The following is a 20,893-nucleotide window of genomic DNA, read 5'->3' as shown; positions in this document are numbered from 1 at the left end:
GAGGAGTGACGCTGAAGGGGAGGAGACCCACCTGATGCTGTCCGACGGGGAGATCGCGAACGCCGCGACCCTGAAGCCCATCTCCGAGATCGCCAGCTCGATGCTCGGCATCGACGACGCCTCGGTCCTGGTGCCCTACGGGCACGACAAGGCCAAGATCGACCTCGGCTACATCAGCACCCTGGCCGACCGGCCCGACGGAAAGCTGGTGCTGGTCACCGCCATCTCGCCGACCCCCGCGGGCGAGGGCAAGACCACGACCACCGTCGGGCTGACCGACGCGCTGCGCCGCATCGGCCAGCGCTCGTGCGGTGCGCTGCGCGAGCCCTCGATGGGTCCAGTCTTCGGGATGAAGGGCGGCGCGGCCGGTGGCGGCTACGCGCAGGTCGTCCCGATGACCGACATCAACCTGCACTTCACCGGCGACTTCGCGGCGATCGCGGCGGCCAACAACCTCCTGTCCGCGCTGATCGACAACCACGTCCACCACGGCAACGCGCTCGACATCGACGTCCGGTCCATCACCTGGAAGCGCGTGGTCGACCTCAACGACCGCGCCCTGCGCCATCTGGTCGTCGGCCTGGGTGGCACTGCCAACGGCTACCCGCGCGAGGACGGCTTCGACATCGTCGTCGCCTCGGAGCTGATGGCGATCTTCTGCCTGTCCGAGTCGCTGTCGGACCTCAAGCGCCGGGTCGCCCGGATCGTCGTCGCGCACACGCGCGGGACCAAGCAGCCGGTCACCGCCGCCGACCTCGGTGCCGAGGGCGCGATCGCTGTCCTGCTCAAGAACGCGATGGCGCCCAACCTGGTGCAGACCCTCGAGCACTCACCGGTCTTCGTGCACGGGGGACCGTTCGCCAACATCGCCCACGGCTGCAACTCCGTGATCGCGACGCGGACGGCGCTCAAGCTGGCCGACATCGTCGTGACCGAGGCGGGCTTCGGCTCCGACCTCGGCGCGGAGAAGTTCATCGACATCAAGTGCCGCAAGTCCGGCATGCGTCCCGACGCGGTCGTCGTGGTGGCCACTGTCCGCGCGCTGAAGTTCCACGGCGGCGTCGCATTGCCCGACCTCCAGAAGGAGGACACCGACGCGCTGCGCCGCGGCTTCGTCAACATCGAGCGCCACCTCAACAACCTGCGCAACGTCTTCGGGCTCCCGGCGGTCGTGGCGATCAACCGGTTCCCCACCGACACCGACGCGGAGATCCAGCTGCTGCGCGACCTCACCCAAGCGCTGGGCTTCCAGGCGTTCCCGGCGACCCACTTCGTCGACGGCGGCGCGGGTGCCGAGGCGCTCGCGTGGGGCGTGCTCGACGAGCTCAAGGAGGGCGCGCCCAACTTCCGGTTCGCCTACCCCGACGAGTCCACCGTCGAGGAGAAGGCCACGGCACTGGCCACCAAGCTGTACGGCGCCGCCGGGATCACCTTCGCGGCCAAGGCCCGCAAGCAGCTGGCGCAGATCGCGGCGGACGGGTTCGCCGGCCTGCCGGTGTGCGTGGCGAAGACGCAGTACTCCTTCTCCACCGACCCCAAGGCGATCGGCGCGCCGTCGGGCCACACCATCGACGTGCGCGAGGTGCGGCTCTCCGCTGGTGCGGGCTTCATCGTGCTGGTGACCGGCGACATCATGACGATGCCGGGCCTGCCGAAGGTCCCCGCCTCGGCCCACATCGACGTCGACGACGAGGGCGTGGTGACCGGGCTTTCGTGATGAGACTCCCCGGTCAGCCGGGGGATCTCACCGGCACGGACCGACGGGTGGACGCCGGTCATGTCGCCGAAACACGCGACGGTTAGCGTGGAGCCGACCCCACCCGAGGAGACCCCACGTCATGCCGTTCCTGCTGCGCGTCGCGCTGCCCGACGTCCCGGGCTCCCTGGGCCGCGTCGCGACCGCGATCGGTGAGGCGGGCGGCGACATCGAGGCGATCGAGATCGTCGAGAAGCGCCACGACGGGACGGCCGTCGACGACGTGCTCCTCGAGATGGCACCCGGTGCGATGCCCGACTCGGTGGTCTCGGCCTGCCAGTCGCTCGAGGGCGTCGAGGTGATCTGGATCAGCAGGTACGCCGCCGGCGGCAACCTCTTCCTCGACCTCGAGGTGGTCGAGGAGCTGACCGCTGATCCGGCGTCTGCTCTGGACACCCTCGTGGGGCTGCTGCCGGTGACGTTCCGGGTCGACTGGGCGGCCCGGTTGCAGCGCTCGGACGGCGGGGGGCGCGTGCTGATGGCCACCGACGCCGCGCCGCGCACCATCGGGTGGACCGAGCTCAAGACCGCCGACCGGCTGCCCGCGTCCGGCGAGGACGGGGTGACCCTGCACTGCGGAGCCCCGCTCGGCGACGACGGGCTCGTCGTGTTGGGGCGCGATGGCGGGCCCGAGTTCCTCGACAGCGAGCTGGCCCGGCTCGCCCACCTGGTTGCCCTGGCCGCGTCGATCAGTCGATCCTGAGCCCGTGTCACCGACGGGACCCAGCGCCTTCGACCAAGCGCGCGAGGCGGCGGCACACCTCGCCGAGCAGACCGGCCAGGCGGCGTACGTCGCCCTCGTCGTCCTGGGCTCCGGTTGGGGACCGGCCGTCGAGTCGTGGGGCGAGCCGGTGCTGCGCCTCCGCGCGTCCGACGTCCCGCACTTCCGGGCGCCGGTCGCGGAAGGCCATCGCGGCGAGCTGCTGGTGTTCGACCTCGGTGGTCGCGCGGTGCTGGTGCAGTCCGGGCGCACCCATCTCTACGAGGGCCACGGACCGAGGCCGGTCGTGCACGGCGTACGGACCGCTGCCGCTCTCGGGGTCAGACTCGTCCTGCTCACCAACGCCAACGGGTCGCTGCGGCCGGACTGGGAGATCGGCCAGCCGGTGCTGATCAGCGACCACCTCAACCTGACCGCCACCTCGCCTGTCGAGGGTGCGACCTTCGTCGATCTCACCGACGCCTGGTCGCCCCGGCTGCGGTCGATCGCCCGGCGTCTGGATGCCGGCCTCACCGAGGGCGTCTACGCGCAGCTCGTCGGCCCGCACTACAACACCGCCGCCGAGGCGGAGTGGATGCGCCGGGTGGGTGGCGACATGGTCGGCATGTCGACGGTGCCGGAAGCGATCGCGGCACGAGAGTGTTCGATGGAGGTGGTCGGCTTCTCGACGGTCACGGCCATCGAGGGCGGCGGCGACGTCACCGACCCGCGCGAGGTCGTGAGAGCCGCGGAGTCGACCGCCGCACGGCTGGGGCCACTGCTGGCTGCCCTCCTGACCGAGGGGATCACCGAAGGAGCACGCGGATGACCGACACCACCCGCCCGACCGATGTCACTGGCGCACGCCGGGCCGGCATCGAGACCACCGGCATCGAGATCATCGCCGAGTCCGAGCGGACCGCCCGCCCCGTCGACCTGTTCTGGCCGTGGTTCGCGGCCAACGTGTCGGTCTTCGGGCTCAGCTACGCCGCCTTCATCCTCTACTTCGGCATCTCCTTCTGGCAGGGCGTGCTCGTCGCCGTGGTCGGCATCGTCGTGTCGTTCCTGCTGTGCGGGATCATCGCGATCGCCGGCAAGCGCGGCTCGGCGCCGACGATGATCCTGAGCCGTGCCGCCTTCGGGGTGAACGGGCAGAAGCTGCCCGGCGTGCTCTCGTGGCTGGTCTCGATCGGGTGGGAGACGTTCCTGTCGATCCTCGCCGTCCTCGCGACGGCGACCGTCTTCGACCGGCTGGGCTGGGGCGGCGGCACGGGGACCAAGATCGTCGCGGCGGCCGTGGTGGCGGCTCTCATCGTGTCGGCCAGCGTCGCGGGCTACCACCTGATCATGCGGATGCAGGCGGTCCTGACCTGGCTCACGGGCGCGGTGTCGATCGTCTACATCCTGATGACGGTCGACGACGTCGACTGGGACGCCGTGAGCGCCATCCCGTCCGGCTCGACCCAGTCCGTGATCGGTGCCCTGGTCATGGTGATGACCGGCTTCGGCCTCGGCTGGATCAACATCGCCGCGGACTGGTCGCGCTACCAGCGGCGTGACGCCGCCAACGGCGGCATCGTCTTCTGGAACACCTTCGGCGGCGCGCTCGCCCCCGTCCTCCTGGTGTGCTTCGGGCTCGCACTCGCGGGCTCGTCCGCAGAGATCCTCGACGGCGTCGCCGCCGACCCGATCGGCACGCTCGCGACCCTGCTGCCCACGTGGTTCCTGGTGCCCTTCCTGCTGGCCGCCGTCCTCGCCCTGGTCAGCGGAGCGGTGCTGGGCATCTACTCCTCCGGCCTGACCCTGCTCTCGCTCGGCGTACGCATCCCGCGCCCCGCGGCGGCGTTCATCGACGGCGTCATCCTGACGATCGGGACGATCTACGTCGTCTTCTTCGCAGAGAACTTCATCAACCCGTTCCAGAGCTTCCTGATCACGCTCGGTGTCCCGTTGGCCGGGTGGGCGGGGATCATGATCGCCGACATCGCGCTGCGCAAGCGCGACTACGACGACGACGCGCTCTTCGACGCGCGCGGCCGGTACGGCGCCGTCGACTGGGTCTCTGTCGGCACCCTGGTCGCCGTCTCGCTGATCGGCTGGGGACTGGTGATCAACACGTTCTCCGACGACGCGTCGTGGAACAACTGGCAGGGCTACCTGCTCGAGCCGCTCGGGCTCGGCGGCAAGGACGGCGCCTGGGCGTTCGCCAACCTCGGTGTCCTCGCCGCCCTCGTCCTCGGCTTCGCGGTCGCCTACCTGGCCCGGCGTACGACGGTCGCCCGGCAGGAGGCCTAGGGCACGGAGCGGATGCGGGTGACCAGGACGGAGCCGAGCACGGAGGCGACGGCGGAGACGCCGTAGAGCAGGCCGTAGCCGAGGGACCAGGCGTCGCCGCGGGTGGCGACGCTGCCCCCGAGCGCTTCGACGACGGTGAGCAGCAGACCGGCCAGGGCCGGGGCGAAGACCTGCGGCAGGGCGTTGGCGATGTTGATGACGCCGAGGTCCTTGGCCCGGTCGACGGCGTCCGGCAGCACCTGGGTGATCAGCGCGAAGTCGACCGCGGTGTAGATGCCGTAGGAGCAGCCGAGCACGACGGCGGCCACCACCGCCGACGGCCAGGTCTGCGGGACGGCCAGGATCAGCGCGGCCACGGCGGCGCACATCCCGGACCAGATCACGAAGATCTTGCGCTTGCCGATCCGGTCGCTCCAGTGGCCGAAGACCGCCGTGGTGACCACGGTCGTGCCGGCGTACAGGCCCGTGAGCACCAGCACCCGACCGGCGCCGTCGTCGTCGCTGAAGCCGAGACCGTCGGTGACGTAGTAGAGGAGGTAGAGCGTCCCGACCGCGTTGCCGAAGTTGACCAGGAACCGGGTGACCCAAGCCCAGGCGAAGTCCGGGTGGTCACGTGGAGAGATCCAGAACGACCTGAACAGTCCGACCAGCGAGAACGGCGGGGGATGGTGCCCCTCGGGGAGCGCCACGTCGCGGGAGCCGACGGCGTACGGCACCACGAGCAGCACGAGCAGAGCCGCGGTGGCGACGTACCCGAGCGCGATGCTCCCGGTCGCCCCTGCGATCCCGACGCCGACGAGGATCCCGAGCGTCTGCGCGATCGCCAGGAAGCCGCCGACCAGGCCCCGCCGCCCGACCGGCACCTGGTCGGGCACGGCGGCGGTCACCGCGGCGTACATCGCGTTGATGGCGATCTGCGCGCCGCACCAGGCGACCACCATGACGGCGACGTTCGGTGCGACCGCGAGCACGAGCAGCGACGCGGCTCCGCCGGCCGCGCCACCGAGCACCCACGGCAGCCGCCGGCCCATCCGCAGGGTGGTGCGGTCGGAGAACGCACCGAACACCGGGTTGCTGATGGTCGAGACGACGGCGCCCGCCAGCAGGACCACCGACAGCACGGCCTCCTTGTGGTCCGGTGAGAGCTCGCGCGCCTGCTCCGCGAGCAGCACCTGGATCGGCCCGAACCAGCCGGAGAAGATCGCGAGGTTGACCAGCGTCAGCGCGCCGACCCAGGGGGCCGGCGGGGCGCTGGTGGGCTCGTCGAGCGCGGAGGGCCGGGGCACCCCGGTCTCGCCGGCGGTCGCCGTCACGGGCACATCACGGCCACATCATGGACCGTCCGGACGCCTCGAGGTGCCAGGGTGGACCCGTGAGCCTCCCGGCCGACCTGCCCGTCGACAGCCACGTGCACACCCAGTGGTCGTGGGACGCCCCCGGCGGCGACATGGTCGCGACCTGCGAGCGGGCGGTCGCGATCGGGCTGCCCGCCCTGGCGTTCACCGAGCACGTCGACATCACACCGACCGTGGTGCCCGACGAGGTCGTCGCGGCGCTGGCGGTCGACGCGCCCGACCACCCGGTCGTCGTGCTCACCCGCGAGGGGCAGCTGACGCCGCCGCCGTTCGACGTGGACGGCTACCTCGCCTCGGTGGCGGAGTGCCGCGACCGCTTCCCCCAGCTGCGCATCCTCACCGGCCTCGAGCTGGGCGAGCCGCACCGGCACGGCCCGATGCTCGACGACCTGCTCGCCCGGGCGTCGTTCGACCGGGTCCTCGGGTCCTTGCACTGCCTGCCCATGCGTGACGGCTTCGGTGAGCCCCCGGCGCTGTACGTCGAGCAGGACCCCGCCATGGTCGTGCGCGACTACCTGGCCGAGATCGTCGAGCTCGTACGCGCCGACACCCGCTTCGAGGTGCTGGCCCACGTCGACTTCCCGGCGCGCTGGTGGCCGGAGTCGTCAGGTCCCTTCGACATCGGGGACTTCGAGGAAGAGTTCCGTGCTGCCTTGAAAGCGACCGCCGTCTCAGGGCGCGCGCTCGAGCTCAACACGCGACTGCCGCACGCGGAGCCGCTGCTGCGGTGGTGGCGCGACGCCGGCGGCGCCGCGGTGTCCTTCGGCAGCGACGCGCACGAGCCGACCAAGCTCGCGGCCGGCTTCCGTGAGGCCGCGCACCTGGCCGAGGCACACGGCTACCGACCAGGCCGGCACCCGCACGAGCTGTGGGGAAGCTCGTGAGTCAGGGGTCTTGTGACGGTCGCTCCGCGACCTCCGCGACCTCCTCGACCACCGACTCTGGCTACGCGCTCAGCTCCGCGTCGTCCTCGATGCGCTCGAGCAGGAACACCGGGATCTCACGGTCGGTCTTCTCCTGGTACGACGCGTACGGCGCGTACTGCGCGACGGACCGCTCCCACCACTCGGCGCGCTCGGCGCCTTCGACGAGCCGGGCGCGGTAGAGGTGCGGCTCCGGCCCGTCCTGCAGCTGGACGACGGGGTGCGCGAGGAAGTTGTAGTACCAGACCGGGTGGGTGGGGTCGCCGCCCTTCGACGCCACCGCGGCGTACACGCCGTCCTTCTCCACCCGCATCACAGGGTTCTTGCGCAGCTTGCCGGACTTGGCTCCGCGTGAGGTGATCACGACGATGGGCCACTCGGGCCGACCGCGCAGCAGGTTGGCCTCGCGGCCGCCCGTCCGTTCGTAGGTGTCGACCTGGTCGTGCACCCAGTCCCAGGTGCTCGGCTCGTACTCGCCTTCCAAGACCGTCATGTCAGGGGAACACCGGCCGGGCCATCGGGATTCCGCCGCCGGTAGCGTGCGGCCCATGACTGCCATCGAGGGCGTGTCGGAGACGTTCGACCCGGACGCGTGGGACGACGTGCCCGGCTTCGAGGACCTCACCGATCTCACCTACCACCGCGCCCGGAAGTCGAGCGGCGCGCACGGCACGGTCCGGATCGCCTTCGACCGTCCCGACGTCCTCAACGCCTTCCGCCCGCACACCGTCGACGAGCTGCTGCGCGCCCTCGAGCACGCGCGTACGTCGGCCGACGTCGGCTGCGTGCTGCTCACCGGCAACGGGCCGAGCGACAAGAACGGCAAGCGCGCCTTCTGCACCGGCGGCGACCAGCGGATCCGCGGCCGGGCGGGCTACCAGTACGAGACCGACGGGCACGACGACGCAGGCGCCCCGCCCAACCAGATCGACAAGGCGCGGCTGGCCAGGCTGCACATCCTCGAGTGCCAGCGGCTGATCCGCTTCATGCCCAAGATCGTCGTCTGCCTGGTCAACGGCTGGGCGGCCGGCGGTGGCCACTCGCTGCACGTCGTGTGCGACCTGTCGCTGGCCAGCGCCGAGCACGCGCGCTTCAAGCAGACCGACGCCGACGTCGGGTCCTTCGACGGCGGCTTCGGGTCGGCGTACCTCGCCCGTCAGGTCGGCCAGAAGATCGCCCGCGAGATCTTCTTCCTCGGCCAGGAGTACTCCGCCGACGACGCCGTGCGCATGGGAGCCGTCAACCGCGCCGTCCCGCACGCCGACCTCGAGCGGGTCGGTCTCGAGTGGGGCGCCTTCATCAACGGCAAGAGCCCGACCGCCCAGCGGATGCTGAAGTACTCCTTCAACCTCATCGACGACGGCCTCGTCGGCCAGCAGCTCTTCGCCGGCGAGACCACGCGGCTGGCCTACATGACCGACGAGGCCCAAGAGGGCCGCGACCAGTTCCTGGAGAAGCGTGAGCCCGACTGGTCGCCCTACCCCTGGTACTACTGAGTCGTTGCATTTCCGCAGGTCATCCCTGAAGGGGCGGGGCCGGTCAAGCGTGTTGGCCGGCCTCGGGTGAGGTTCTCAAACACCTCGACCTCGAAGTCCAGGTCGTCCATTAAGTCCAGGTCGTCCATGATCCGGCGCAACGACCCGATCCGGGCCGTGTACGCGGCCGGGAGGTCGAGCCGATCCAGCAGCTTGGTGCCCTCTACTCCGAACAGGTCGCTCATCAACACTTGGATCCCGCACTTGGCCAGGCACCGGTCGAGGAGGCACAGGTCCACGGCGTTCAGGTAATCGTGCTTGCGGTGCCGAACCCGGATGATCGTCCGCACGGCGTGAGCAGGCACCTGCTCCGAGCAGCAGACGAGCTGGTGACCCTCTCGCCCAGCAAGGTAGACAGCACGGTGATGCGTGTCGAGAAACCGCGAGCCGTACCATCACTGCCTACGCCACCGGCGGTAACCGTCGGATTGCCGCCTCGGTAAGGTCATCGTCGCCAGAGACGAGGAAGAAGACATCGGCGGCGTCGTTCCGCGCATGCGCAACGAGGTCCAGCCCGATCCGCAGGTCCACGCTTTTCTGCTGCCCATCGACGCCAAAGCGACCGAGGCGCAACTTCACCTTGGGCAGCTCGCCGATCCGCTCCTGCTGAGGATCCGGTACCCCGTCCTTTGCGGAGTCGTACCAGTGGACACGGAGCAGCGGGAGGCCCGAAACTTGCTCAGCCTGGTCGACCAGCGCCTGTATCAGCGCCCGATACTCGACATGGATGCCGTTGCGGAGTGACGTCCCGGTGACTCGGGTCGCGGCCGAGGCAAGCAGGTAGCCGGCGTCCACGTACAAAGCACAGTTCGACCTCATGTCGCTGTCTTACCAGCGACGTCCGACCTATGCCGAGAGGTCACGGCGACCGGGCAGAAGCGGGCGCTTGAGTGGCGCCTTTGCGCGCATGGGTCTGCCCGAACTACGGTAGTGCGCGACGGATCTCACCGGTGAGTGTCGGATACGGGTCCTCAAGCGGCTTCCTCTCGGCCCGAAGCTGTTCCCGGATCTTCCGAAGTGGCTCGCCGGCGACGTAGTGGCGCCCCCGACGCTCGCCGCGAGCGTCCAAGAGCCCGAGCTCGGCCGCGTTTACGAGATCTCTAGTCGCGGTGCGTTCGTCGAGCTCGGTGAGCTTCACGTACGACGGCCGCGTCACCCTAAGCCCGAGGAGGGCATCGAAGAGAGCGGCGCCGATCCGGTCGTTCAGTCGGTGTTCGCTAATGAGCTCATCGATTCTGCGCCACTGTGTCTCGGCCTCATCGAATCGGCGGCGCATCGTCTGTGCCTGCATATGGTGCGCCCGCAGATTGAACTTCACCCAGAGGGTCGCGTCGTTGTCCGGGTGCCAGGATCCGCGTCCGGTGGCCGCGAGGACGTCGTAGTAGTCCTGCGTGTTGTTGCCGAGCCACTCCTCGATGCTGGAGAAGGTCGGCTCCACGACCTGGTCTTGTGCCAGCACCATGGTTTGCAAGGCACGAGCCATGCGCCCGTTGCCGTCGCGAAACGGGTGGATCATGACGAGGTTCAGGTGCGCCATGGCGCCCCGCACCAGCGGGTCGTCGGGACTCGGTATGGCGAGCGACTGCGAGAGGGCGCGCATCAGCTCAGGCACCAGACCCCCGTCGGGGCCCTCGTACACGTTGACCCCGCGCTTGTCGTCGCGGACGAAGATCTCGTTGGTGCGGTACCGCCCCGGCGTCTTCGTGAGGTCGTGGTCGAGCAGCATGAAGTGCATGGACCGAAGGACCGCCTCGTCGATCACGAAGCCCGGCTCGGTCGCCACGTTGAGCACATACGTCAGCACGCGCCGGTACGCGAGGATCTCCATCCAGGTGGCCTCGTCCGCGCTCAGCGGCGGCTCGTCATCGACCGCGGCGACGGCGTCCTCGTCGCTGACCGTGTACCCCTCGATGGTGTTGGAGCCTCGGATCGCTCGGGCCGTCGTCGTGCGGCGAAGTAGGCCGTTCCAACGCTTGGGCACGCGAAGGAAGTCGGCGAGCGAGGCGCGGAAGGCGTGGATCTCGGCGATGAACTGCTGGTCCTCGAGATCTGGGTCTGGGGTGGTGAAGAGAGCCGGCATGTCGTTATGTCCTATATTAAGTGCCAAGGATAGGCCGACTCCTGTCCGTTTGTCACTTATTAAGCGACAAACAGACAGCCCGGTTCACTAGATCTGCTGCTGCAGCCCGCGTCCTGTCCTCAGCAGTCGGCCACAGATGGCTGTAGGTGTTCAGCGTGGTGGTCGCCGAGGAGTGCCCGAGCGCCCGCTGGACGGTGACGACGTCGCAGCCGGCAGCGATCAGTCCGACGCTTAGAAGCGCCGCGGATCGTGCAGCCGCACCTTTGGCAGGCCGGCTGAGGTCCGGGTCGCTCGCCACCGCCAGTCGATGTCGTTGTCGTACATCGGCCCGTCGCCGACGGTGAACAGCCACGCGTCCGGCGGCGGCTCCTCGGGCAAGAACCTCTCGATGTGCAGGCGGAGCATCTCCACCAGCTCGTCAGGCCGGTGGACCACCCGCCCGGATCCGTACTTCGGCAGCCGAGCGACGAAGGTCGAGCCGTCCCGCTGCAACTGCCGCGACACCGTCAGCCGCGGTGCGCGAAGTCGATGTCGCCGACCTGGACTCCGGCCGCCTCGCCCTTCCGCAGCCCTGCGAACGCGCAGAGGGCGACGTAGACGCGGAAGCCGTGACGCGTCGACACCTGCGGGGGTCGTCGACCGACTCTGTGACGAGGTGGGCGACGTTGCTCTGTCGGCCTCTGGTCATGGTGACGTACGCCGCCGCGGCACCGGTCGAGTCCCCGATGGCGACATGAGCGTGGTCGACGGTCTCGCCTTGAGCGCGTAGATGGTCGTGGCGAATGTCCTGTATTAGGTGCCAAGGGATAGGGCCGCCCTGTCCGTTGTCTCGACCTGTCCCCGGACGTCGGCCGTGTTCCACGCCGACCTCTTCGGGCCGAGTCGCGACAGCACGAGCTCGACTGCGGCCTCGCGATCGACGTCGCCGATTCGGAGAGACCGGGCCGCACGGAGTGGTGTGGATCGACGTACCCGAGCGCCCGCAGTTCCTCGTTCCACCGCTGGACCACCTCAGCGCCGTCCTCCGGCGCCGCCTTGTCCGGGCGGTCGTGCGCCCACACCTTCGATCCCCTCAGGATTCCTGGGCGGTCTCGGCGCGCGTGTAGTTTCGATGCGTCATGAGCCGCCCCCTTCTCCGCCGCCAGAACCCGTCGACGTACGCCGCGGTCCTGGTGACCGCTGTCGCATCGCTGGCCCTGGTGGGCTGCGGCGGCGAGCCGGAGGTCCCGCGAGGCAAGGACCTGAGCCAGGGTCAGCTTGAGGCGCACATCAACGACAGCTTCGAGCCCGACGACCCCGAGGACGAGCTGGCGACCGACTGCGAGGGAGACCTCGAGGCGGTCGCGGACGGCACCCAGGACTGCAAGGTCACCAACGGCGACGACCACGTGGGCGTGCGCGCCGTCGTCACCGACATCGAGGCCGACGACCTGGGCATGGTCCTGACGCCGTTCGTGTACGCCGAGGACGTGGCCGGCGCGATCTCGCAGACCGTCGAGATGCAGGGCGGCGGCTACACCGGCGTGGAGACCACGTGCGAGGACGACCTGGTAGGCGAGGTGGGCCAGAAGCTCGTCTGCGACCTGTCCAGCGACCAGGGCGACACCGTCGTCAACGTCGAGGTGACCGAGGTCGACGGGCTGATGATCAACTACGACTTCAAGAGCGCCTGAGGCCAGCGGCGTCGACATGCACGGTCCCGTCGTCCCCGACCGCCCCGCGCGGATCGTCGTCCTCACCGGGGCAGGTATCTCCGCGGAGAGTGGTGTGCCGACCTTCCGCGCGACCGACGGGCTCTGGGAGGGCCACCGGGTCGAGGACGTCGCGACGCCGCAGGCGTTCGCCCGCCAGCCTGCGGTCGTGCAGGACTTCTACGACGCCAGACGGGCGTTCCTGCGCCGGGTCGAGCCCAACCCGGCGCACCTCGCGCTGGCCCGGCTCGAGGCGGCGTACGGCGACGACCTGCTGGTCGTCACGCAGAACGTCGACGACCTGCACGAGCGCGCCGGGTCCACCCGCGTGGTGCACATGCACGGGGAGCTGCTGTCGGCCTGGTGCACGGGCTGTGGCGAGCGGCACCGGTGGGCGGACCCGCTCCGGGACGGCCCGCTCTGCCCCGGCTGCGGGAAGGCCACCCTGCGACCCGACATCGTGTGGTTCGGCGAGATCCCCTACCGCATGGACGAGATCGAGGCGGCCCTGCTGCGCGCGGACCTCTTCGTCTCGGTCGGTACGTCGGGCGCGGTCTACCCCGCTGCCGGCTTCGTGCAGCTGGCCAACGCCTTCGGTGCGCGCACGCTCGAGCTCAACCTCGAGCCGTCCGAGGGGACGGCGTACTTCTCCGAGGCCCGGCAGGGCCAGGCGTCCGAGCTCGTGCCCGCCTGGGTCGACGACCTGCTGGGTTGAGGATCTCCGACGTTCGGCCGGCTCAGGCGCTCGGAGAAGCGGCCGTCGTCAGGGACGGTCACTCGTCATGAACTGATCGACGATGGCGTCGACGGACTGGTCGACGTCGATGACGAGACCGTGCTCGTCGGGCTCCAGCGGCTCGAGGGTCGCGAGCTGCGACGCCAGCAGAGACGGGGGCATGAAGTGCCCCGACCGGCCGGCCTGTCGGCGCTGGAAGATCTCCGGCGAGCCGTCGAGGTGGACGAAGAGCACGTCCGCGACGTGCCGTCGGAGCTGGTCGCGGTACGTGCGACGCAGGGCCGAGCACGCGATCACACCACCGTGCTCGTGGTCGGCGAGCCACCGGCCGACGGCCTCGAGCCACGGGAAGCGGTCGCCGTCGTCGAGGGCCTCGCCGCGTGACATCTTCGCGATGTTGGCCTCGGGGTGCAGGTCGTCGCCGTCGGCGAAGGGCACGCGGAGTCGCTGCGCCAGCGCCGCCGTGACCGTCGACTTGCCGGACCCGGAGACGCCCATCACCACCACCGGCGTCGACATCTCGACCACGATATCCAGTCGCCCGAGAGTGCCTGCCCCTCGCCCGAAGGCAAAGCCCGGCGCGATCGGTAGCCCGCTACGACTTAAGTATCTATCCTGGAGATCCCCCCACGGCCGTCCGCGGCCATCCACATCGGCTGCCCGGCTGGATCAGCTCGCAGCCACCGTCCGGAAGGACATCGCGATGACGATGCGCTCCCTCGTCCTGACCACCCTCGCCGCCGTGGCGCTGGCTGCCCCAGCCGGCACCGCGGTCGCGGCGCCGAAGGCGCCGACCTGCGACGGCCTCACGGCCACCATCGTCGGCACCAAGGGCGACGACACGCTCACCGGCACGACCGGGCCGGACGTGATCGTCGGCCTCCAGGGTGACGACACAGTCGTCGGCGACCTCGGCGACGACGTGATCTGCGGCGGCACCGGCGACGACACCCTGTCGGGTCACGGCGGCAACGACCGGATCTTCGGCGAGCAGGGCGACGACCTGATCGACGGCGGCGTCGGCGGCTGCTGCGACGCCGCCTCCAACAGCGGCGACGACGTGCTCTACGGCAACCAGGGCGACGACGTGCTGGACAGCTCCGACTTCCCGACGACCGGCAGCACGTTGCACGGCAACCAGGGCAAGGACGTCATCAACGTCTGGTCCGGCGGCTGGGCCGACGGCGGCCAGGGCCGGGACGTGCTCAACCAGTACGCCGGCACCACCACCCTCGACGGCGGCAACGGCGGCGACACCCTCACCAACTGGAACGACCCGAGCGTCGACGCCGTCACCATGGTCGGCGGTCGTGGCAGCGACGAGCTGGTCAACGAGGACGCGACCGGGACCACCGCGATGGACGGCGGCCAGGGTCCGGACACCTGCACCGCCGGGACGACGGCGGCCGGCTGCGAGTCCTGACCAGGCGGTCCTCGACCGGTCAGTGAGCGACGACGGCCCCGGAGTGCGGCGGTAGGCGGAGAGCGCTTCCGTCGACCGTCGCCGGGGTCGGCGTCGTGAACCGCAGCTCGTGCCTGCCCGGGCCCAGGTCGATCGTCTGGTCCTCGTCCCCGACGTTGACCGCGACGACCACACCGCGCCTGCGCATCGTCAGCACGCGGCCCTCCTCGTCGACCACGCACGAGACCGTGCGCAGGTCGGGGTCGGTGAGCTCGGGCAACGACCGGCGCAGGGCGGCCAGGCGCTGGTAGGCCTCGAGGACGACGGCGTGGCGCCCGTAGGCGACCTCGGACCAGTCGAGGTTGGACCGGTCGTACGTCGCCGGGTCCTGCGGATCCGGGACGGTGGCCGGGTCCCAGCCCATCCGGGCGAACTCGTCGATGCGTCCTTCGGCGACCGCCAGGCCGAGGTCGGGTTCGGGGTGCGAGGTGAAGAACTGGAACGGCGACGTGGCCGCCCACTCCTCACCCTGGAAGAGCATCGGCGTGAAGGGTGAGCAGATGGTCAGCATCGCGGCGCAGACCAGCAGGTCGTCATCGAGGCTCTCGGTGAGCCGGTCGCCACGGGCCCGGTTGCCGACCTGGTCGTGGTTCTGGCTGCAGACCACCAGCCGCCACGCGGGCATCCGCTCGACGTCGATCGGGACGCCGTGCGCACGGCCGCGGAAGGACGACCACGTCCCGTCGTGGAAGAACCCCTTCTCCAGCACCTTGGCGAGCGCCCCGAGCGGGGCGAAGTCCTCGTAGTAGCCCTCGGTCTCGCCGGTCAGGGCGACGTGCACGGCGTGGTGGAAGTCGTCGCTCCACTGGGCGTCGAGGCCGTAGCCGCCGGCCTCGCGTGGGGTCACCAGCCTGGGGTCGTTGAGGTCGGACTCGGCGATCAGCGTCAGCGGCCGGCGCAGGTGCGCCGACAGCGAGGCGGTCTCGACCGCCATCTCCTCGAGCAGGTGCACCGGTGACTCGTCGAGCAGCGCGTGCACGGCGTCCAGCCGGAGCCCGTCGACGTGGAACTCCTCGAACCACATCCGCACGTTGTCGAGGATCAGTCGCCGGACCTGCGCCGAGCCGTCGCCGTCCAGGTTGACCAGGTCGCCCCAGGTCGAGCGTCCCTCCTTGAGGTAGGGCCCGAAGAGCGGGAGGTAGTTCCCGCTCGGCCCGAGGTGGTTGTAGACGACGTCCTGCACCACGCCGAGACCGGCCCCGTGGCACCCGTCGACGAAGCGCTGGTACGCCGCGGGGCCGCCGTACGCCTCGTGGACCGCGGACCAGAGCACGCCGTCGTAGCCCCAGTTGTGCTCGCCGTTGACCGCGTTGACCGGCATCAGCTCGACCAGGTCGACGCCGATGCTCTTGAGGTGGTCGAGCTTGCCGAGGGCGGCGTCGAGCGTGCCCTCGGGGGTGAAGGTGCCGACGTGCAGCTCGTAGATGACCGCGCCGGCCAGCTGGCGCCCGGTCCAGGCGTGGTCCTGCCAGGCGTACGCCGTCGGGTCGAACGTGCGGGACGGTGCGTGCACCCCGCGCGGCTGCCAGCGGGACCTCGGGTCCGGGCGCGGATCGGGGTCGTCGTCGAGGAGGTAGCCGTAGTCGACCTCGCCGTCCGGCACCCGGCCGGTCGGCCGCCACCAGTCGTCGGCGCCCTTGGCCATGTCGACGACGTCGTCGCCGACCTGGAGCCGGACCCGTTGCGGCGTCGGCGCCCAGACGTCGAAGCGTCCGCGCGTCACCGGCATCGGTTCGTCGGCCGGCGCGAGGCGGCGCAGCAGGGCCACGGGCAGCTCGGTCAGCAGGTCAGCGAGCCGAAGCTCGTCCCGCATCGACTCGCCGGTGATGGCGTCCACCCAGTCACCAGGGGGCAGCGAGATGGTCGTGTCGCCCCAGCCGCCGCGGGCCTCGAGGCCGACAGGGAGCCTGGTCGCGACGGTGATCGCGCCGCCGCGGTCGAAGGCGACGGCGTGGGCGGCGGCCGCACCGATGGCCTCGAGAGGTGTGTAGGACGCGAACAGGTCGGGCTCGTTGCTGCGCAGGCGCAGCGCGGCGGACGTGACGGCCAGCTTGGCCGGCAGGTCGTCGGACCCGAGCCGGTCGGCGAGGGCCTCGAAGTCGACCGGGCGCCGGTTGTCGGGGTCGACGAGGCTCTGCTCGAGCAGCTCGCTGCCCTGATAGACGTCGGGCACGCCCGGCATCGTCAGGGCGAGGAGCTTGGCCGCCAGGGAGTTCGAGCGGCCGGGACCTTCGAGACGGTCGAGCAGGTCGTCGAGCACGCGGCGTACACCCTTGTCGTCGAAGGCAGCGTCGACGGCGCGGTGCACGGCCTCCTCGTACGCCGTGTCGGGGTCGGTCCACGTGGTGCGGTCCCCGGCCTCGCGCATGGCCTTCTCGGCGTAGCCGTGCAACCGGGCGCGCAGGTCGTCGGTCCTGCCGTCGCTGGGCCAGGCACCGAGGATCGCCTGCCAGAGCAGGGATCCGAAGCCGGGGTCAGGCAGCGGCACGAGTCGCAGCAGCTCGTCGAGCGCGGCCTCCCACACCTCGGGAAGCTCGGCCAGGACGGTGATCCGGGCGCGGACGTCCTCGCCACGCTTGGTGTCGTGGGTCGAGAGCGTCGTCATCGCGACCGGCCAGTCGCGCTGCCGCTCGGCCATGGCGTCGTGGAACTCGTCGACGGGGGTCGAGAAGATCGACGGGTCGCCGCCGACCTCGTTGAGAGAGGTCAGCCGGGACCACTGGTAGAACGACGTGTCCTCGACACCCTTGGCCATCACCATGCCGCTGGTCTGCTGGAAGCGCAGCGCCGGCGGCGCGGTCGGGTCCGCGAGCACCGGGGCGAGCAGGTCGAGCGTCGCGGCCAGGTCGGGACGGTGCTCACGCGCGCCGGCAAACGCCTCGTCGAGGTGCTCGCGGCCGTCCGGGAGGTAGGAGCGGTAGACCGGGAAGCACGCCAGCAGCTCGGCGACCGCGTCGTCGACGTCGGCGGGCGCGTCGGGCAACGCCACGCGCAGCTCGCGTCCGATGCGCAGGACCTCGGCGCGCAGGATCCCGTCGGCGATGCGCCGCTTGTTGTCGTGGACGAGCGCGTGCCAGTCGACAGGCGCTCCGCGCAGCCGGTCGTCGAGGGCGGTGAGAGGCGCTTCTCCGGCCGGGTCGGTGAGCACGCGGTCGACCAGCGCGAGTACGTCGTACCCGGTGGTGCCGGCGGTCGCCCACGAGGCCTGCAGGCGCTCGCCGGGCTCCAGGATCTTCTCGACCAGGACGTAGGCGCCGCCGGTGAGCTCGGCGAGGTCGTCGAGGTACGCCGCCGGGTCACGCAGCCCGTCGGGGTGGTCGACGCGCAGGCCGTCGACGAGCCCGTCGGCGAACCACTGACCGATCGCCGCGTGGGTCTTGTCGAACCACTCGCGCTCCTCGACCCGCACGGCCGCGAGCGAGCTGACCGCGAAGAAGCGGCGGTAGTTGAGGCCGGAGTCGGCGAGGCGCCAGCTGACCAGCTCGTAGTGCTGCCGCGCGTGGATCGCGTCGGCGTCGACCCCGTCCGGCTGGTCGGGGTCGTAGTCGTCGGCGGAGCCGGGAGCCAGCGGGAAGGCGTGGTCGTGGTAGCGCAGCTGGCCGGCCTCGACCCGCAGGTTGCCCACCGGACCTCCGAGGGTCGCCGGCGCGTCGTCGTCACCCAGCACCGGGATCCGCAGCCGTCCCCCACCGGCCGCCCAGTCGATGTCGAAGGCGTCGGCGTACGGCGACGCGGGCCCGTGGGTGAGGACGCTCCACCACCAGGCGTTGCCGGCCGGGTCGGCGACGCCGACGTGGTTGGGCACGATGTCGACCAGGACGCCCATCCCGAGCCGCCGCGCCTCGGCCGAGACCGCGGCGAGGCCCGCGACGCCGCCGCGGGCGGGGTCGATCCTGGTGTGGTCGGCGACGTCGTAGCCGTGCTCGCTGTCGGCCTCGGCAGCCAGGAGGGGCGAGAGGTAGACCCAGTCGACACCGAGGTCGTGGAGGTACGACAGCACGCCGGCCGCCGCCACCAGGTCGAAGTCCTCGGTGATCTGGAGGCGGTACGTGCTCGTCGGTGCCGGCCGGCTCATCGGCGCGGCTGCCGAGAAGCCGGCTTGTTCTCCTCGACGAGGGCAGCGACCGAGGCGGCGACGGAGTGGTCGGGGGCGGCCTCGGGCTCGGCGTACTCGCGCAGCACCACCACGCTGCGACCCTCGACCGCGAGGACCTCACCGGCAGCGCGCGCGGCGTCGTCGGCAGTCGCTCCGGCCGTGTCGATGACGACGCCCCACGCGGCGGAGTACTCCTCGGGCGGCAGCGTCACCTCGACCGCCTGGTCACCGCCGTTGAAGTAGAGGAGGAAGTGGTCGTCGACGATGGCGTTGCCGAAGGCGTCGGTGCCGGCGATGCCGTGGCCGTTGAGGTACATGCCGACGAAGCGGGCGTCCTCGGCAGACCAGTCGTCGCCCTCCATGGGCCGGCCCTCCTCGTGCAGCCAGACGATGTCGTTGAGGCGCGCACCGTCGCCGGTGCGCACGGTGTTGCCGGTGAAGAACCGCTTGCGATGGAAGGTCGGGTGCCCCTTGCGCAGGCGGGCCACGGCGGCCGTGAAGTCGATCAGGGGACGGTCGACCTTGTCCCAGTGCACCCAGCTGATCTCGGAGTCCTGGGCGTAGGTGTTGTTGTTGCCGTCCTGGGTGCGTCCGAGCTCGTCGCCGTGCAGGAGCATCGGCACGCCCTGGCTGAGCAGCAGCGTCGTGATGAAGTTGCGTTGGGCGCGAGCCCGCAGCCCGAGGATCTTGGGGTCGTCGGTCGGTCCCTCGACGCCGTGGTTCCACGAGCGGTTGTGGCTCTCGCCGTCGTTGTTGTCCTCGCCGTTGGCGTCGTTGCGCTTCTCGTTGTAGGACACCAGGTCACGCAGGGTGAACCCGTCGTGCGCGGTCACGAAGTTGATGCTCGCGACCGGACGTCGGCCTGAGTGCTCGTAGAGGTCGGAGGACCCCGCGAGGCGGCTGGCGAACTCACCCAGCGACGGCTCGCCACGCCAGAAGTCGCGCACCGTGTCGCGGTAGGCGCCGTTCCACTCGGTCCACTGCGGCGGGAAGTTGCCGACCTGGTAGCCACCAGGCCCGACGTCCCACGGCTCGGCGATCAGCTTCACCTGGCTGACCACCGGGTCCTGCTGCACGAGCTCGAAGAACGTCGACAGCCTGTCGACGTCGTAGAACTCGCGCGCCAGCGCGGACGCCAGGTCGAAGCGGAAGCCGTCGACGTGCATCTCGGTGACCCAGTAGCGCAGCGAGTCCATGATCAGCTGCAGGGAGTGCGGGTGCCGGACGTTCAGGCTGTTGCCCGTGCCGGTGTAGTCCATGTAGTAGCGCGGGTCGTCCTCCATGAGCCGGTAGTACGCCGCGTTGTCGATGCCCTTGAAGCTCAGCGTCGGCCCGAGGTGGTTGCCCTCCGCGGTGTGGTTGTAGACCACGTCGAGGATGACCTCGATGCCGGCGGCGTGCATCGTCTTGACCATCGACTTGAACTCCTGCACCTGCTGGCCGCGCAGGGTCGGGTCGCTCGCACTGGTGGCGTAGTCGGCGTGCGGCGCGAAGAACGAGAGCGTGTTGTAGCCCCAGTAGTTGCGCAGCCCCTTGTCGAGCAGGGTGCTGTCCTGGACGAACTCGTGCACCGGCATCAGCTCGATGGCCGTCACGCCGAGCTGGGTCAGGTGACTGGTGATGGCCGGGTGGGCCAGGCCGGCGTACGTGCCGCGCAGGTCCTCGGGCACGTCGGGGTGAAGCTCGGTCAGGCCCTTGACGTGGGCTTCGTAGATGATGGTCTCGTTGTAGGGGATCGCGAGGCGGCGGTCGCCCTCCCAGTCGAAGAACGGGTTGATCACGACGCCCAGCACCATGTGCTCGGCGGAGTCCTCGTCGTTACGCGAGTCCTCGTCGCCGAAGTCGTAGCCGAACAGCGACTGGTTCCAGTCGATGGCGCCCCAGGTCGCCTTGGCGTAGGGGTCGAGCAGCAGCTTGTTGGGGTTGCAGCGCACCCCGCGGTCGGGGGCGTACTCGCCGTGGACGCGGAAGCCGTAGCGCTGCCCGGGCTGCACGTGCGGCAGGTAGCAGTGCCAGACGTAGGCGTCGACCTCGGTCAGCTCGATGCGCGTCTCGGTGGGGAACGCGCCAGGCGTGTCCCCGTTGTCGAAGAGACACAGCTCGACCTTCTCGGCGGCCTCGCTGAAGATCGCGAAGTTGGTGCCGCTTCCGTCGAACGTCGCACCCAGCGGGTAGGCGGCTCCTGGCCAGATCTGCACGGTCGATCTCCTCGGTATTGGAACGATCAAACTAACACCGGGTGCCGTACCCGCTTGAATACGGGA

General features: G+C 70.3%; 18 protein-coding genes. 9 read left to right on the top strand and 9 right to left on the bottom strand.

Translation table 11 applies throughout. The features are described 5' to 3' along the window. Nucleotides 1–34: 34 nt before the first annotated feature. From ABD295_RS18650 to ABD295_RS18635, 4 genes are all read left to right on the top strand, one after another. Nucleotides 35–1,717 (top strand): formate--tetrahydrofolate ligase, encoded by a 1,683-nt coding sequence (locus ABD295_RS18650; protein ID WP_344305315.1) that lies wholly within the window; start codon nt 35–37, stop codon nt 1,715–1,717. A gap of 121 nt (nt 1,718–1,838) precedes the next feature. Continuing rightward, on the top strand, nt 1,839–2,459 hold the full coding sequence (locus ABD295_RS18645) for an ACT domain-containing protein (protein WP_344305314.1): 621 nt from the start codon (nt 1,839–1,841) through the stop codon (nt 2,457–2,459). 4 nt (nt 2,460–2,463) lie between these two features. Further along, a complete protein-coding gene (locus ABD295_RS18640) occupies nt 2,464–3,285 on the top strand; it encodes a purine-nucleoside phosphorylase (RefSeq protein ID WP_344305313.1) in 822 nt (273 codons plus the stop codon). Further along, nucleotides 3,282–4,751, top strand: a complete 1,470-nt coding sequence (locus ABD295_RS18635) for a purine-cytosine permease family protein (RefSeq protein ID WP_344305312.1) — start codon at nt 3,282–3,284, stop codon at nt 4,749–4,751. Before ABD295_RS18640 ends, ABD295_RS18635 begins: the two co-directional genes overlap by 4 nt. Here the strand turns inward: ABD295_RS18635 and ABD295_RS18630 are convergent. After that, nucleotides 4,748–6,064 (bottom strand): MFS transporter, encoded by a 1,317-nt coding sequence (locus ABD295_RS18630; protein WP_344305311.1) that lies wholly within the window; start codon nt 6,062–6,064, stop codon nt 4,748–4,750. The genes ABD295_RS18635 and ABD295_RS18630 overlap by 4 nt on opposite strands. A 59-nt stretch (nt 6,065–6,123) precedes the next feature. Here ABD295_RS18630 and ABD295_RS18625 point away from each other — a divergent pair, with 59 nt between their 5' ends. Further along, a complete protein-coding gene (locus tag ABD295_RS18625) occupies nt 6,124–6,990 on the top strand; it encodes a PHP domain-containing protein (RefSeq protein ID WP_344305310.1) in 867 nt (288 codons plus the stop codon). Nucleotides 6,991–7,051: 61 nt separating this feature from the next. Here the strand turns inward: ABD295_RS18625 and ABD295_RS18620 are convergent, their stop codons facing one another. Continuing rightward, nucleotides 7,052–7,522: a nitroreductase family deazaflavin-dependent oxidoreductase gene (locus ABD295_RS18620; protein ID WP_344305309.1), complete on the bottom strand. Its 471-nt coding sequence runs from the start codon at nt 7,520–7,522 to the stop codon at nt 7,052–7,054. Between the two features lie 55 nt (nt 7,523–7,577). Between ABD295_RS18620 and ABD295_RS18615 the strand changes: the two genes are divergently transcribed. Then, complete coding sequence (locus ABD295_RS18615) at nt 7,578–8,525, top strand: 1,4-dihydroxy-2-naphthoyl-CoA synthase (RefSeq protein ID WP_344305308.1); 948 nt, start codon at nt 7,578–7,580, stop codon at nt 8,523–8,525. Here the strand turns inward: ABD295_RS18615 and ABD295_RS18610 are convergent. The 4 genes from ABD295_RS18610 to ABD295_RS18595 form a co-directional block, all read right to left on the bottom strand. Further along, nucleotides 8,519–8,854 (bottom strand): hypothetical protein, encoded by a 336-nt coding sequence (locus tag ABD295_RS18610; RefSeq protein WP_344305307.1) that lies wholly within the window; start codon nt 8,852–8,854, stop codon nt 8,519–8,521. The genes ABD295_RS18615 and ABD295_RS18610 overlap by 7 nt on opposite strands. A gap of 112 nt (nt 8,855–8,966) precedes the next feature. Further along, nucleotides 8,967–9,359 carry an NYN domain-containing protein gene (locus ABD295_RS18605; RefSeq protein ID WP_344305306.1) on the bottom strand — a complete coding sequence of 131 codons (393 nt, stop codon included), beginning with the start codon at nt 9,357–9,359 and terminating at the stop codon, nt 8,967–8,969. Nucleotides 9,360–9,486: 127 nt separating this feature from the next. Further along, on the bottom strand, nt 9,487–10,644 hold the full coding sequence (locus ABD295_RS18600; protein ID WP_344305305.1) for a Fic family protein: 1,158 nt from the start codon (nt 10,642–10,644) through the stop codon (nt 9,487–9,489). A gap of 231 nt (nt 10,645–10,875) precedes the next feature. Beyond that, a complete protein-coding gene (locus ABD295_RS18595; RefSeq protein ID WP_344305304.1) occupies nt 10,876–11,148 on the bottom strand; it encodes a site-specific integrase in 273 nt (90 codons plus the stop codon). A gap of 614 nt (nt 11,149–11,762) precedes the next feature. On the opposite strand from ABD295_RS18595, the gene ABD295_RS18590 reads away from it, so the two are divergent. After that, nucleotides 11,763–12,317: a DUF4333 domain-containing protein gene (locus ABD295_RS18590; protein WP_344305303.1), complete on the top strand. Its 555-nt coding sequence runs from the start codon at nt 11,763–11,765 to the stop codon at nt 12,315–12,317. Between the two features lie 16 nt (nt 12,318–12,333). Then, nucleotides 12,334–13,050, top strand: a complete 717-nt coding sequence (locus ABD295_RS18585) for an NAD-dependent deacylase (protein ID WP_344305302.1) — start codon at nt 12,334–12,336, stop codon at nt 13,048–13,050. A 48-nt stretch (nt 13,051–13,098) separates the two neighbouring features. Here the strand turns inward: ABD295_RS18585 and ABD295_RS18580 are convergent, their stop codons facing one another. After that, nucleotides 13,099–13,590 carry a gluconokinase gene (locus ABD295_RS18580; RefSeq protein WP_344305301.1) on the bottom strand — a complete coding sequence of 164 codons (492 nt, stop codon included), beginning with the start codon at nt 13,588–13,590 and terminating at the stop codon, nt 13,099–13,101. A gap of 184 nt (nt 13,591–13,774) precedes the next feature. On the opposite strand from ABD295_RS18580, the gene ABD295_RS18575 reads away from it, so the two are divergent. Further along, nucleotides 13,775–14,494, top strand: a complete 720-nt coding sequence (locus tag ABD295_RS18575; protein WP_344305300.1) for a calcium-binding protein — start codon at nt 13,775–13,777, stop codon at nt 14,492–14,494. A gap of 19 nt (nt 14,495–14,513) precedes the next feature. Here the strand turns inward: ABD295_RS18575 and treY are convergent, their stop codons facing one another. Both treY and glgX read right to left on the bottom strand, forming a co-directional pair. Continuing rightward, on the bottom strand, nt 14,514–18,608 hold the full coding sequence (gene treY / locus ABD295_RS18570; protein ID WP_344305299.1) for a malto-oligosyltrehalose synthase: 4,095 nt from the start codon (nt 18,606–18,608) through the stop codon (nt 14,514–14,516). Then, entirely contained in the window at nt 18,605–20,827 is a 2,223-nt protein-coding gene (gene glgX, locus ABD295_RS18565; protein WP_344305298.1) for a glycogen debranching protein GlgX, read from the bottom strand. Before glgX ends, treY begins: the two co-directional genes overlap by 4 nt. Nucleotides 20,828–20,893 lie beyond the last annotated feature (66 nt).

It is taken from the genome of Nocardioides bigeumensis, from assembly GCF_039531755.1.
Lineage (GTDB): Bacteria > Actinomycetota > Actinomycetes > Propionibacteriales > Nocardioidaceae > Nocardioides > Nocardioides bigeumensis.
The sequence above is the reverse complement of the archived record's forward strand: the minus strand, read 5'-3'. Positions and strand labels throughout refer to the sequence as shown.

Excerpts from the sequence above, each read along its gene's own strand:
- ABD295_RS18590 (WP_344305303.1), top strand. The coding sequence starts at position 11,763 with ATGAGCCGCCCCCTTCTCCGCCGCCAGAACCCGTCGACGTACGCCGCG.
- ABD295_RS18615 (WP_344305308.1), top strand. The coding sequence starts at position 7,578 with ATGACTGCCATCGAGGGCGTGTCGGAGACGTTCGACCCGGACGCGTGG.
- ABD295_RS18635 (WP_344305312.1), top strand. The coding sequence starts at position 3,282 with ATGACCGACACCACCCGCCCGACCGATGTCACTGGCGCACGCCGGGCC.
- ABD295_RS18585 (WP_344305302.1), top strand. The coding sequence starts at position 12,334 with ATGCACGGTCCCGTCGTCCCCGACCGCCCCGCGCGGATCGTCGTCCTC.
- ABD295_RS18645 (WP_344305314.1), top strand. The coding sequence starts at position 1,839 with ATGCCGTTCCTGCTGCGCGTCGCGCTGCCCGACGTCCCGGGCTCCCTG.
- treY (WP_344305299.1), bottom strand. The coding sequence starts at position 18,608 with ATGAGCCGGCCGGCACCGACGAGCACGTACCGCCTCCAGATCACCGAG.
- ABD295_RS18580 (WP_344305301.1), bottom strand. The coding sequence starts at position 13,590 with ATGTCGACGCCGGTGGTGGTGATGGGCGTCTCCGGGTCCGGCAAGTCG.
- ABD295_RS18620 (WP_344305309.1), bottom strand. The coding sequence starts at position 7,522 with ATGACGGTCTTGGAAGGCGAGTACGAGCCGAGCACCTGGGACTGGGTG.
- ABD295_RS18600 (WP_344305305.1), bottom strand. The coding sequence starts at position 10,644 with ATGCCGGCTCTCTTCACCACCCCAGACCCAGATCTCGAGGACCAGCAG.
- ABD295_RS18650 (WP_344305315.1), top strand. The coding sequence starts at position 35 with ATGCTGTCCGACGGGGAGATCGCGAACGCCGCGACCCTGAAGCCCATC.
- ABD295_RS18575 (WP_344305300.1), top strand. The coding sequence starts at position 13,775 with ATGACGATGCGCTCCCTCGTCCTGACCACCCTCGCCGCCGTGGCGCTG.